At 55.7% G+C, this 12,499-nt stretch carries 11 protein-coding genes; 6 read left to right on the top strand and 5 right to left on the bottom strand.

The window, feature by feature from the left end; translation table 11 throughout:
• Window positions 1–37: 37 nt before the first annotated feature.
• Window positions 38–1,624 carry an STY4199 family HEPN domain-containing protein gene (locus tag ACOTW6_RS16055; RefSeq protein ID WP_219241020.1) on the bottom strand — a complete coding sequence of 529 codons (1,587 nt, stop codon included), beginning with the start codon at window positions 1,622–1,624 and terminating at the stop codon, window positions 38–40.
• Between the two features lie 146 nt (window positions 1,625–1,770).
• Here ACOTW6_RS16055 and ACOTW6_RS16050 point away from each other — a divergent pair, with 146 nt between their 5' ends.
• A complete protein-coding gene (locus ACOTW6_RS16050) occupies window positions 1,771–2,304 on the top strand; it encodes a GNAT family N-acetyltransferase (protein ID WP_017693814.1) in 534 nt (177 codons plus the stop codon).
• Between the two features lie 77 nt (window positions 2,305–2,381).
• A complete protein-coding gene (locus ACOTW6_RS16045) occupies window positions 2,382–2,720 on the top strand; it encodes a lysozyme (protein ID WP_047052708.1) in 339 nt (112 codons plus the stop codon).
• Here ACOTW6_RS16045 and ACOTW6_RS16040 read toward each other — a convergent pair.
• Window positions 2,699–3,301, bottom strand: coding sequence for a response regulator transcription factor (locus ACOTW6_RS16040; RefSeq protein WP_062933335.1), 603 nt, complete (start codon window positions 3,299–3,301; stop codon window positions 2,699–2,701). The two genes, ACOTW6_RS16045 and ACOTW6_RS16040, sit on opposite strands and share 22 nt — an antisense overlap.
• 174 nt (window positions 3,302–3,475) lie before the next feature.
• Window positions 3,476–4,234 carry an SDR family NAD(P)-dependent oxidoreductase gene (locus tag ACOTW6_RS16035; RefSeq protein WP_047052705.1) on the bottom strand — a complete coding sequence of 253 codons (759 nt, stop codon included), beginning with the start codon at window positions 4,232–4,234 and terminating at the stop codon, window positions 3,476–3,478.
• Window positions 4,235–4,353: 119 nt separating this feature from the next.
• Between ACOTW6_RS16035 and ACOTW6_RS16030 the strand changes: the two genes are divergently transcribed.
• The 3 genes from ACOTW6_RS16030 (at window position 4,354) to ACOTW6_RS16020 (ending at window position 7,912) form a co-directional block, all read left to right on the top strand.
• Window positions 4,354–5,253: a LysR family transcriptional regulator gene (locus ACOTW6_RS16030; RefSeq protein WP_017384184.1), complete on the top strand. Its 900-nt coding sequence runs from the start codon at window positions 4,354–4,356 to the stop codon at window positions 5,251–5,253.
• A gap of 50 nt (window positions 5,254–5,303) precedes the next feature.
• Complete coding sequence (yhjD, locus tag ACOTW6_RS16025) at window positions 5,304–6,329, top strand: inner membrane protein YhjD (protein ID WP_213789440.1); 1,026 nt, start codon at window positions 5,304–5,306, stop codon at window positions 6,327–6,329.
• 260 nt (window positions 6,330–6,589) lie between these two features.
• Window positions 6,590–7,912, top strand: a complete 1,323-nt coding sequence (locus ACOTW6_RS16020) for an MFS transporter (protein WP_015571519.1) — start codon at window positions 6,590–6,592, stop codon at window positions 7,910–7,912.
• Between the two features lie 510 nt (window positions 7,913–8,422).
• On the opposite strand, the gene ACOTW6_RS16015 is transcribed toward ACOTW6_RS16020, so the two are convergent.
• Both ACOTW6_RS16015 and pdeH read right to left on the bottom strand, forming a co-directional pair.
• Window positions 8,423–10,465, bottom strand: a complete 2,043-nt coding sequence (locus tag ACOTW6_RS16015) for an AsmA family protein (RefSeq protein WP_121479390.1) — start codon at window positions 10,463–10,465, stop codon at window positions 8,423–8,425.
• Window positions 10,466–10,530: 65 nt separating this feature from the next.
• Window positions 10,531–11,304, bottom strand: a complete 774-nt coding sequence (pdeH, locus tag ACOTW6_RS16010; protein WP_003861193.1) for a cyclic-guanylate-specific phosphodiesterase — start codon at window positions 11,302–11,304, stop codon at window positions 10,531–10,533.
• A gap of 230 nt (window positions 11,305–11,534) precedes the next feature.
• Between pdeH and ACOTW6_RS16005 the strand changes: the two genes are divergently transcribed.
• Window positions 11,535–12,464: a sugar kinase gene (locus ACOTW6_RS16005; protein WP_090280962.1), complete on the top strand. Its 930-nt coding sequence runs from the start codon at window positions 11,535–11,537 to the stop codon at window positions 12,462–12,464.
• Window positions 12,465–12,499 lie beyond the last annotated feature (35 nt).

The following is a 12,499-nucleotide window of genomic DNA, read 5'->3' as shown; positions in this document are numbered from 1 at the left end:
CTGACCCTCTCCCCTGAGGGGTGAGGGGGAAAAATAATCAGCGGATCACCTCATAAATGGCAGTCTGGATGGACTGCCATTTTTTTGTGCTGGCATCGGGCTGCGTCTTCGCGCGGCGCGTTGCCATATCGGCGTCGTGCTGCTGACGTTTCACTACCGCCGGGACGGTACAGAATGCTTGCAGGTACTGCTTACGCATCGACGTCAGCGATTCGCCGTTCGCCATCGCATGGCTAAGCGTATTAATAAAGCGTCGGCAGGGCTTTTGCTCTGTCATTTGCAGGCGGTAGCGCAACAACACTTCCAGCACGTCGTCGTAGCCTGCCGACAACGCCTCCTCCGTCCATGACATTTTCCAGTCCATCCCACCCTGCAAAAACAGGAGCGCCACGCGAGTATCGTTGCGGCTAATCGCTGAACGGAAGTTGTTTTCATCCCAGGTAACACCCATGCGCGTCAGCGTTTCTCGCGAGGAAGGCGTTTCGCGCATCTCCTGCACCGGCGCGGGAGATGCCGTACTGGCTACAGCTGGCTGCGGTTTACTGCTGGTCACCAGCCAGAATCCCCCCACGACAATCGCGATAACCATCACGCCAACCGCTCCCCACAGCACGCCGGAAATCAGCTGTTCGCGCTGTTCTGGCGTACGCGCGGCGCGCTGAGTCGGTTTTTCTATGCTGTCGCGCACTTCAAAAAGATCCCCGCCTGTGGTGCGGTCCATTTTTTGCGCCTTTTCCCAGAACGCGTGGAGCTCGCTTTCGTCCACCGCCATCAGCGCCGCCGGGTTAACGCGTGTTCGCCCTTCTTCAAACGCGCGCTGAACGGAGCGGGTGATCTGCGCGTAGTAACAATCGAGCAACTGGATTTGCGCCCCGCTTAACGGCTGCTGCACGGTGATGCTGTTGCGGATTTGGCGAATATCTTCGAGGAAGGTTTGCAGGGTTTTGCGGGGCTCTACCAGCAGCGTCAGCATGTCCGGGGCGTTAAACAGCGACGCGTAGTAGCGGCTAAATTCTTTTTTATCCACCAGCAGCTGGGCCAGCTCGCTGAACAACATGCCGCTCAGAACATCATTAATCTCACCGTTTTTCAGCCAGCGACGCACGCGCTCAGCGTTAAACAAGGTCTTAAGATGATTATTCAGCCGCACCGGATCGGGCCACGCCTGCTGTATCAGCCCTTTAATCATCAGCTCAATGGCACGCACCTGTTTCTGCGCCTGAAGCTGGCTCTCCTTCTCTGGCACTCTCCCGGTTTCGTAGGTCAGCAGAGGCTGTTGCAGACGCAGATATTCAAGGGAGGTGACGAAGCGCATCGCCGCAATCAGCTGGTTTTCGCTGACATCCTGCCCGCTTTCATACTGGGGAACGCGCTGCTGAAGCAAGCGTAATTGCAGCGTAAAGGCCGTCATTTCCGCATCATTCAGGTTCAGTTTCCTGGCTACGGCGCCCCACCCGCCCAGCCCCAGGCGGGCGCTATCCAGTTGCTCCAGAAACCAGCGTGGATCTTTTCCTTCAGAAACATGTACATTCAACAGAAGTAAGATTTCAACAGACGCCTGACGGATCGCCGCCAGACAGTGTTCAAACTGTTCGCGGGTATGATGCGATGAGCTAATCATCATTGTTTTCCTTGAGAGACAATGAGTACCGCTAAAGCGGCATTAAAAGTCGTTTTTCTTTTTATTTATATGAGGTTAAACATACCTGACTTTCTGTTGAAATAAAGTGACAACCTTATAATCATTTGCAATGTCTCCGGAGGATCGTCATGCCCGCCTTAACCACCGCGCGTCTCACCTGCTCGCCGCTGCAAGAGCAAGACTGGCCCTTTTTTCTGTCGCTCCAGCAAAATCCTGAGGTGATGCGGTTTGTCGCCCCTGCGCGTAGCGAGGCGGACATTCGGGAAGCCTTTGAGTCTCGTCTGTTGCCGTGGACGCCGGGCAGCTCGCACTGGCTCTGCCTTGTGGTGCGTGAGACGGCCAGCCAGACGCCGCTGGGCGTAACCGGCTATGTGCACCGGGAAGCAGATTGTGCTGAAGTCGGTTTTCTCTTTGCGCCCTCTGCGCAGGGGAAAGGTTACGGCTTTGAATCTCTGCGGGCTGTGTGTGATTTCGCGCTGACTCAGGGTAATATCCGTCGGCTCACCGCCACCGTGACGGCGGGAAATATCGCCTCAAGGCGACTGCTGGAAAAAACAGGTTTTCAGCTGGAAGGTGAGTTGCGTGAGAGTTATTTCCTTTCAGGGCAATGGCATAACGACTGGTTATTCGGTTTACTGAAAAAGGAATTCCCGTTCAGTTAAACCTGATCAACAGCCATTTGGCGGATATTTCCCCGGCGGCGTTTCCTCTATAGTCGCGCCATTAAGAGGAAACGCTTATGACGGGTTATGCAATGCAGATATCTTCTGCTGCAATCGCATTAATTAAAAAACAACAGGGTCTTTCCCTGGAGAAATACCGTGACGAAAAGGGAATATGGGTTATTGGTTATGGTCACGTGATTCGCCAGTGGGAAAAATTTAACGGTCTCATCACGCCGACTGAGGCGGAGAATTTGCTTTTTAATGATATTCAATTATGTGAGGCGCTGCTGCGGGAAATGAACAAACGCCCATTAACCCAACAGCAGCATGACGCACTGATATTAACCCTCTTCAGTTTTGGGGAAGAGTCCCCACTGCCAGAGAAGATCCTTCAGGCCGTCGCCCGGGTGTAGTACATCGCGGCCTGCGTCCGGTTTTTGACATCAAGACGCCGGAAAAGCGTCTCCAGATGGGCTTTTACCGTTGCCGCACTGATGTTGAGATTACGACCAATCTCTTTATTGGACTCTCCGGCCGCCAGTAACTTCAATACCTCACGCTGGCGCTCGCTTAACACTGACAGTTCATCCTGAGAGGAGTGCTGCTTCAGCCACTCGCCGGGAAAACAGACCATCCCTCGCGATACGGAATCCAGCACTGCGGAAAAGCGTTCGGGATTCGCATTGCGGGGAATTATCGCTACCACGTTGCGCTGAAACATTTGCTCAACCCAACGTCGCTCTTTTTTCGTTAACACCAACACCACGCGCGACGCTGGAAAACGATCCATAATCTCCTCCAGTAAAGCCACACCATTATCACGAATTAAATACCCATCTATCATGACGATAGCGGAGGGTGACGCGGATAATTGCGCCCATAATTCATCAGTCTGACGAGCCCCTGTCATATCTATTTTCGGAATTAACTTCTGCAAACTGTACATCGCTCCATGAATAAATAATGACTGCCTGTCAAACATGATTACTCGCATCGTTTTACTCCTCTGAGAATAGCGAAGGGGGATTCTACAGAGGCATTTTTTAAGAAAAAACTCAATGAATGGAGAGGTTACAAATCACCCAGCTCTCTTTATATCTTCCAGCATTTAGACATACCTGTTTTAAGGATTTCCTTAAGAGGGTTCCCTCCCCCTTAAGACTGAACATTACAGGAACATACCGCCTGAAACTTCAATACGTTGTGCATTCATCCAGCCCAGTTTGTCACTGAGCAACGCCGCAATGGCGTCACCAATATCATCGGGCAGGCCCACGCGTCCCAGCGCCGTCTGCGAGGCCAGCAGCTGGTTAAGCTCCGCATTATCCCGCACGCGTCCGCCCCCAAAGTCGGTTTCAATCGCGCCGGGCGCGATGATATTGACGGAAATCCCGCGCGCGCCAAGCTCTTTTGCCTGATAGCGGGTCAGCACCTCCATCGCCCCTTTCATTGCCGCATAGGTGCCTGAACCGGGCTGAGTAAAACGGGCCAGTCCGCTGGAGACGTTCAGGATCCGCCCTCCGTCTTTTATGAGCGGCAGCAGCTGTTGCGTGAGGAAAAACGGCCCTTTGAAGTGAATGTTCAGCGCATCATCAAATTGCGCTTCCGTCGTCTCGGTATAGGGTGCGTATAAGCCCGTGCCTGCGTTGTTCACTAAATAGTCAAAGGTGTCACGTTGCCAGACGTGTTTAAGGGTATCCTTCACCTGTTGAGCAAAGCGCGAAAAGCTTGCCGTATCGCCGACGTTAAGCTGCAATGCTGCCGCTTTTCCGCCTTTTCCCTCGATTTCGCGCACAACGTCCTGCGCCTCCTGCTGGCTGTTATTCCAGGTCAGAATGATGCCGGTCCCTTCTGCGGCCAGCTTCAAAACGGCATTTTTACCCAGGCCGCGGCTACCGCCCGTCACTAAAGCAATACGTTCACTCATAATTCACCTCGTTTCGGCTGTGATGAAGATTGAGAAAGAGCTTATTAGATGGTAGAAAATCAATAAATAGTGCCGTCAGCGCTTCACTGTTTCATTCATAACAACAATGACCCACATCTATGGATAAAATACACGCAATGCAGCTTTTCCTTCGGGTCGCGGAACTGGAGAGTTTTTCCCGCGCGGCGGAGACGTTGAGCCTGCCGAAGGGGAGCGTATCGCGACAGATCCAGGCACTGGAAAACGCGCTGGGCACGCAGCTGCTGCACCGCACTACCCGTCGCGTCAGCCTGACGCAGGACGGCATGGTTTATTACGAGCGCGCTAAAGATCTGCTGATGAATCTGGACGAACTGGACGGCATGTTCCTGCACGACCCTTCAACCATCAGCGGTCGGCTACGTGTGGATATGCCCGTTGCCATTGCGCGAAATGTAGTCATTCCGAAACTGCCTGCATTTTTACAACAATTTCCCGGCATTGAGCTGGAGCTGAGTAGCAGCGATCGTCTGGTCGATGTCATCCGCGAAGGATTTGACTGCGTGGTTCGCGTGGGAAACTTAAAGGACTCCGGACTTATCGCCCGCCCGCTTGGGAAACTCTCGGTGATCAACTGCGCCAGCCCGGATTATCTGACGCGATTCGGCTACCCTGAGACGCTGGACGATTTGGCTTCGCATGCCCTCATTCACTACTCCGCCACGCTGGGCACCCGTCCGCAGGGTTTTGAGTATTACAACGGCAGCGCGACCCAGTGGGTGAAAACGGGAGGCGTATTGACGGTTAACAGCACGGAAACCTACCAGGCCGCCTGTATCGCCGGGCTTGGCATTATTCAGGTCCCGCGCGTCGGGGTGCGTGATGCCCTGCGCACGAAAAAACTCGTTGAGATCCTGCCGCAATACCGGGCTGAACCGATGCCCGTCTCCCTCATCTATCCCCACCGCCGTAACCTCTCCCGCCGGGTGCATGTGTTTATGGAGTGGCTTACCGAACTCACAAAAGGTTACGTGGACTAGTCGCAAGCTATAATTCAGTAACATCCAGCTCAACGAAAAGGAAAATGCGCGTGACGCCGGAAAATAACCCGCAACGACCGACTCAACATTTAGATTATGAACCCATCAAAAAGATGGATAACGAGCCTGAAGCGCCGAAAGAGCCTGGAACGGCCAGCGAAGCGCTGGGCACCGTGACCGGCATAGCCGAAAAAATTCAGCAGATACCCGCGATTGCTCACCTGATCCGCGCCGCTGAGCGCTTTAACGACCGCATGGGAAATCAGTTTGGCGCGGCGATTACCTATTTCTCGTTCCTGTCGATGATCCCCATCCTGATGGTGTCGTTTGCCGCCGCCGGTTTTGTGCTGGCGTCTCACCCGACGCTGTTGCAGGACATCTTCAATAAGATCCTGACCAACGTCAGCGACCAGACGCTCGCCACGACGCTCAAAAGCACCATCAACACCGCCGTGCAGCAGCGTACCACCGTGGGTATCGTCGGGTTGCTGATTGCGCTCTATTCCGGGGTGAACTGGATGGGCAACCTGCGTGAGGCTATTCGCGCCCAGTCGCGTGACGTCTGGGAGCGTAGGCCGCAGGATCAGGAGAAGATATGGGTGAAGTATCTGCGCGACTTTATTTCGCTGATTGGGCTGCTGGTGGCGCTGGTCATTACGCTCTCCATCACCTCGGTCGCCGGTTCCGCGCAGCAGATGATTATCTCCGCGCTGTACCTGGATTACATTGAATGGCTGAAACCGGCCTGGCGCGGCATTGGGCTGGCCATCTCTATCTTTGCTAACTACCTGCTGTTCTTCTGGATCTTCTGGCGTTTGCCCCGCCATCGTCCGCGCAAGAAGGCGCTGATGCGCGGGACGTTGATTGCCGCCATTGGTTTTGAAGTGATCAAGATTGTGATGACCTATACGCTGCCGTCCCTGGTGAAGTCGCCCTCCGGCGCGGCCTTTGGTTCGGTGCTGGGGCTGATGGCGTTCTTCTATTTCTTCGCTCGCCTGACGCTGTTCTGCGCCGCGTGGATCGCCACGGCCGAGTATAAAGATGACCCGCGTATGCCGGGTAAAACTCACCGCTGATGTCCTTTCGGGCTGAAATTTCAGCCCGATTCGCCATTTCAGCATATAAATCCAGGCCGTAACTTTTATTTAACGCAAAACCAGTTTTAATGACTGATATCTAAATAGTGTGAAGCATTTCATAGAAGTGTTTTCGCTGGTCTGAAAATTATCCGCTTTTTGTTGCTTTTATGACCACGCCACGCCTTTGTTACAGATTGAAATGTCGCTTTTGCTATGCCTAATATGGCCCTTCGTTCGTCCAAAAATAAGAAAATAGTATGCAAGCAACAGCCACCACACTTAACGAAGGGGCGGAACACGTTCCGGTCAACTCGCGCAATAAAGTCGTCGTCGCATCGCTGATTGGCACCGCCATTGAGTTCTTCGACTTTTATATTTACGCCACCGCTGCGGTCATTGTCTTTCCGCATATTTTCTTCCCTCAGGGCGACCCAACGGCAGCCACGCTACAGTCTTTAGCCACCTTTGCTATCGCCTTCGTTGCGCGTCCGATTGGTTCAGCGGTCTTTGGGCATTTTGGCGATCGCGTCGGCCGTAAAGTGACGCTGGTTGCCTCGCTGCTGACGATGGGGATCTCCACCGTCGCCATTGGCCTGCTGCCGACCTATGAAACTATCGGCATTCTGGCGCCTGTGCTGCTGGCGCTGGCGCGCTTTGGTCAGGGTCTGGGGCTGGGCGGGGAATGGGGCGGCGCGGCACTGCTGGCGACCGAAAACGCCCCGGCGCGCAAGCGTGCCCTGTATGGCTCTTTCCCTCAGCTGGGCGCACCGATTGGGTTCTTCTTTGCTAACGGCACCTTCCTGCTCCTCTCCTGGCTGCTGACCGATGAACAGTTCATGAACTGGGGCTGGCGTATTCCGTTCGTCTTCTCTGCCGTGCTGGTGCTGATTGGCCTGTACGTGCGCGTGTCGCTGCACGAGACGCCGGTCTTTGCTAAAGTCGCCGCGGCGAAAAAGCAGGTTAAAGTTCCGCTGGGGACGCTGCTGACCAAACACCTCCGCGTGACCGTGCTGGGCACGTTCATCATGCTGGCGACCTACACGCTGTTCTACATCATGACCGTTTACTCCATGACCTTCAGTACCGCCGCCGCGCCGGTCGGCCTGGGCCTGCCGCGTAACGAAGTGCTGTGGATGCTGATGATGGCGGTTATTGGATTTGGCGTGATGGTGCCCATCGCGGGCCTGCTGGCGGATAAATTTGGCCGTCGTTCAAGCATGATCGTCATCACCTCGCTGATTATTCTGTTCGCGCTGTTTGTCTTCCCGCCGCTGCTGGGTTCAGGTAGCCCTGCGCTGGTGATGGCGTATCTGCTGATTGGCCTGAGCCTGATGGGGCTGACCTTTGGCCCAATGGGCGCGCTGCTGCCGGAGCTGTTCCCGACTGAAGTGCGTTACACCGGCGCGTCGTTCTCCTATAACGTTTCGTCGATTCTGGGCGCCTCGGTGGCCCCGTATATCGCCACCTGGCTTCAGGCGAATTATGGTCTGTTCTATGTGGGTGTCTATCTGGCGGCAATGGCAGCGCTGACGCTGATTGCGCTGCTGCTGACGCATGAGACGAAGCATCAGGCGCTGTAAGCGAATGCCGGGTGGCGGCTACGCCTTACCCGGCCTACGATTCAGCCCTCACCCACAGGGCTGAGGGCTCCCCACAAAATAATGCCTGCACAGACGGCCCCCTCTCCCTTGAGGGAGAGGGCTGGGGTGAGGGGGAACATACGGCTCTGGTGGTCATTCCGTTCACTTTATGTTCCTTGCTACTCTGTCACGACATGAGCGGTGAACGTGCCAGGGTGGCTCAGTCGCCACCACCCTGGCGACCCGGGCTTCCGGCGGAAAATCGCCGCTTCGCGGTGCCTTCGGCTTATTCCTTCCGGCTTATCGGGGACGGGCGGAGGTAACATCCCTGTAAAGCCCGCCCTCTCGGCGCATCCCTGCGCCTCGCCCCGGCCTAAAGGAAACGCCTCAGCGATTTACAGCCGGACCGAGGCATCGCTGAAAGCCCTCAGTTATTCTGAGGCAACGTTATAGCTTTTGCTTTCAAATTACTGGAGCCCCCTCTCCCCACAGGGAGAGGGAGAAACGGGACTACTTCTTCATCTGCGACAAAATCGTCCGACACTGATTCGCTTCGCCTTCTGACGGCGAAATCAACGCCAGCAGCGCCGCCGCAGGGGTGACCAGCGTAGCGAGCGCGGCGGCGACCGCACCACGCGCAATCAACGGCCCGGCCTTCACGCCCGCCTGCGGATCTTTGAAGGTCCCGCGAACGTACAGCGGCGAGCGCAGGGTGATGATACGAATGCCTTTACTTTCCGGATCGATGGTTAAATCCAGCTGCTCGGACGCCATGCTGGCGGTACCGGTGACGTTGATAACCGCGTTTTCCGTGTCGAAGGCGAAGATCTGCGGACGCGCCACGCCGTTGACCAGATCCAGATTTGCCGCCGCGCAGTTAACGCGCACTTCGTCGTCACCGAAGATTTGCCCGATGATAAAGTTCCCGACGTTCAGCCCCAGGATCTCCATCAGGTTACGGCTCACCAGCCCGTCGTTCATCAGCAGTTTCAGGTTGCCGTTTCCGCTGCCCAGCAGCGCCGCCACGGAGTTGCCCGTGCCGCGAATGTCCGCGTCGCCGTTCATCTCACCGAGGGTCTTCTGCATCAGCTCCACGTCCGGCATCAGCTCTTTCAGCTTCAGCCGACGCGCCTGGATCTCCGCCCTTCCCTGCATTGGCTTTTTATCCCCCTCCAGGTGGATATTCGATGAGATGGTTCCCCCGGCCATGCCAAACTTCAGCGGTTGCAGGCGCAGGTCGGCGTTTTTCAGGATGATATGGGTCGAGAGGTTGCTCAGCGGCAGCGTACTGCCATGCTCAATTTTACGTCCTTTGAAGCGCACATCCGCGTCCATCACGTCCCACTTGTCGGTTTCGAAGCGGTCATAGGGCAGCACTTTACCCGCAGGCTGAACGTCCTTTTTAACCTCTTTTGACTTCGTGCCTTTGCCCGAATCTACGCCAATCAGCGGACCAAGATCGGCCAGACGCAGCTGACGGGATTCAACGTCCCCCTCCAGTTTCGGGCGCGGTTTACCGGTGGTGTAAGTCAGCGTGCCGTGGATATCGCTGTCGCCGATGCGGCCGTTAAAATTCCGGTAGTCAAAGACGGACGATTTTTCGGTGTTGATTTTGGCAACCAGGTGCCCGTCCGTTTCAAACGGCGGGGTATCCGGCAGCAGCACGCCGGTGAGATCGTACAGTTCACCCAGCGAATCACCGGCAAACTTAAGCTGGAGGTCGACGCCGCCCATGTTCATCGGGTCGTTAACCGTGCCCACGAACGCCACGCGGGTATTGCCCGAGCGGAAATCCGCCTGCACCGGGAACGGCGTGCCCTCGCTCCTGAGCGCCAGCATGCCGCCGATTTTGCCTTTCCCCGTCAGCGGCTGGCCGTTGTAGCGCCCTTTCGCCGTCAGGCCGAAGACGTAATCGCCCGCTTTGCTGTCATCGCCTTTGGCTCTACTGCCCGTCACTTCGCTAAACGGCAGAGGCTTACCCAGCGGATCGACGAGGATCTCCACGTCAGCCTTACTCACCTTATCGTCAATGGCGATCCTCCCCCGATCGAACAGAATATTGTCGAGGCGGAAAGACCACGAAGAGGGCTGCGCATTCTGATCTTTATCGCCGCTGCTGGCGAGATCGAATGTCCAGTTGTTGTTTTTCTCTGACAGGCGAATCAGCCGCGCGTCGGGCTGCTGGAGTTTGATCCACGGCAGATACACCGTTTTGGTTAACAGGGCTAACGGCGCCAGCGTGGCTTCCACGCGCGGCAGGTGGATCATGGTTACTTCGGGGATGTCGGGCGGGTTGCCGAGAATAATATCGTCGGCGTGAACGTGCGGCCAGGGCACCCAGCTCCGCCAGCCGGTTTCCTCTTTCTGGCGCTCCCACACGACGCCCAAATCGCCACGTATTGCGAAGGGGCGGTTCAGCTCGGTTGAGACTTTCTGGTTGATGGTCGGTTTAAGGCGGTTCCAGTCAAACGTGGCGATAATGATGATTAAGACCACGATCAGCAACAAGAAAATCCCTGCTGTCCAGGAAATCACCCTGGTTGTTTTTGTCATTGTTGTCCCCTTTCCTGATGAACTTGCCTCTAAAACTATAGTTCAGACAAAGGGAAGCGGGCAGATCAGAGGCTGGTTATCACCTTTTCCAGGGTATCCATGGGGACAGGACGGGAGAGGAAATAACCCTGTGCCGCCGCTGCCGGAGAATTTTGCACGTCGCGCCACTCCTCCAGCGTCTCTACGCCTTCCACAATGACGCCCTGGCAATAGCGGTTCATCAGTTGCAGGAGCATCGTAAACAGGTTCCGTCCCTCCGGCGTCTGGCGCAGCATGATAAACAGATCGCGGGCCACTTTGATGTAGTCATAACGCACTTCGCTCAGGGCGGAGAAGTTGGCCATACCGGTACCGAAATCATCCAGCCACAGCGGGCCAAACTCACACATCGAGGCAAACGAGGAGTCCTGCGGCAGCTGAACATGTTCCACCAGCTCGAAGCGCATCCACGGCAAAGTGGCAATCAGCGCCTGCAATGTCGCGTTCTGACGTAACGCCATCAGGGTTGGGCCATCCACGTTCACCGACGCCAGAATACCGTGCTGCTCGAAGAACGCCTGCTTCGTCGCCAGCATTCTTAACTGCTCTTCCAGCACGTCGATACGCTGACGCACGGCAACCTCCGCAAAATAGCGGTCCGGCGCAATACGCTGTGAAGGATTCGATGGATGAGTGACGACCGTTAACACCTCAATCGCCATTAACCGACCGTCGGTACGGTAGATAGGCTGATAGGTGTATGCTCGCTCACATTGCAGCCAGTAGCGATGCTCCTGCAAGTTCTCAATACTTGCCTCAGGCGTAGTGCTCAGCCGCTGGATAACCTGCTCTGACTTCATTTCGGATGTCCTGTTGTATGGGATAGCCTTTCTGGACTCGTCACTGAGTTATCGGCCCGCCAGGTGAGAACTTTATGTTCAATTCACCGGGAAAATGAAATTAAGATGACAGAAATATGCCGGAATACGCGCTGGCTCAAAAAAAATAATGGAACGTCGTTTTAATATAGTTGACCGTAAAAAACACACAGCGCACACTACCCTTAATTACTTTGTTCAGGTTCACGACTATGTCTAAAAAAATTGCCGTGATTGGCGAATGCATGATTGAGCTGTCCCAGAAAGGCGCGGAAGTCAGCCGCGGTTTTGGTGGCGATACATTGAACACCTCCGTTTACATTGCCCGTCAGGTCTCCCCCGACGCGCTGAGCGTGAGCTACGTTACCGCGCTGGGAACGGACAGCTTCAGCCAGCAGATGCTGGAAGCCTGGCAGGGTGAAAACGTTGGGACCTCGCTGATCCAGCGAATGGAAAACCGCCTGCCGGGTTTGTACTACATCGAAACCGACAGCACCGGCGAGCGCACCTTCTATTACTGGCGTAATGAAGCGGCCGCCAAATTCTGGCTGGAAAGCGAGGCCGCCGCTGCCATTTGCGAAGAACTGGCCACCTTCGATTATCTCTACCTGAGCGGGATCAGTCTGGCGATCCTGAGCCAGGAGAGCCGTGAAAAGCTGCTGTCACTGCTGCGCGAATGCCGTGCCAATGGCGGTAAGGTGATTTTCGATAACAACTACCGTCCGCGTTTGTGGGCCAGCCGCGAAGAGACGCAGCAGGTCTACCAGCAGATGCTCGAATGCACCGATATCGCCTTCCTGACGCTGGATGATGAAGACGCCCTGTGGGGCGAAAAACCGGTTGATGAGGTCATTGCCCGGACGCAGGCTGCCGGGGTCAGCGAAGTGGTGATCAAGCGCGGGGCGGAGTCTTGCCTGGTGGCGGTTGCAGGTGAAGCCGTAAAAGAGGTCCCGGCGGTGAAGCTGGCGAAAGAGAAAGTGATCGATACCACGGCGGCGGGAGATTCTTTCAGCGCGGGGTATCTGGCGGTACGTCTGACAGGGGGTACGCCGGAAGCGGCGGCGCAGCGCGGTCATTTAACGGCCAGCACGGTGATTCAGTATCGCGGAGCGATTATTCCGCGCGAGGCGATGCCTGCCTAAGGACTGTGCGGGCTGCTTGCCCGCACCCTAACCCT

It is taken from the genome of Enterobacter cloacae complex sp. IR5403 (genome assembly GCF_049238705.1).
Taxonomy (GTDB): Bacteria; Pseudomonadota; Gammaproteobacteria; order Enterobacterales; family Enterobacteriaceae; genus Enterobacter; species Enterobacter hormaechei_C.
The sequence above is the reverse complement of the archived record's forward strand: the minus strand, read 5'-3'. Positions and strand labels throughout refer to the sequence as shown.

Coding starts and splice junctions, on each gene's coding strand:
- ACOTW6_RS16050 (WP_017693814.1), top strand. CDS start 1,771: ATGCCCGCCTTAACCACCGCGCGTCTCACCTGCTCGCCGCTGCAAGAG.
- ACOTW6_RS16045 (WP_047052708.1), top strand. CDS start 2,382: ATGACGGGTTATGCAATGCAGATATCTTCTGCTGCAATCGCATTAATT.
- ACOTW6_RS16030 (WP_017384184.1), top strand. CDS start 4,354: ATGGATAAAATACACGCAATGCAGCTTTTCCTTCGGGTCGCGGAACTG.
- ACOTW6_RS16015 (WP_121479390.1), bottom strand. CDS start 10,465: ATGACAAAAACAACCAGGGTGATTTCCTGGACAGCAGGGATTTTCTTG.
- pdeH (WP_003861193.1), bottom strand. CDS start 11,304: ATGAAGTCAGAGCAGGTTATCCAGCGGCTGAGCACTACGCCTGAGGCA.
- ACOTW6_RS16005 (WP_090280962.1), top strand. CDS start 11,535: ATGTCTAAAAAAATTGCCGTGATTGGCGAATGCATGATTGAGCTGTCC.
- ACOTW6_RS16055 (WP_219241020.1), bottom strand. CDS start 1,624: ATGATGATTAGCTCATCGCATCATACCCGCGAACAGTTTGAACACTGT.
- ACOTW6_RS16020 (WP_015571519.1), top strand. CDS start 6,590: ATGCAAGCAACAGCCACCACACTTAACGAAGGGGCGGAACACGTTCCG.
- ACOTW6_RS16040 (WP_062933335.1), bottom strand. CDS start 3,301: ATGCGAGTAATCATGTTTGACAGGCAGTCATTATTTATTCATGGAGCG.
- ACOTW6_RS16035 (WP_047052705.1), bottom strand. CDS start 4,234: ATGAGTGAACGTATTGCTTTAGTGACGGGCGGTAGCCGCGGCCTGGGT.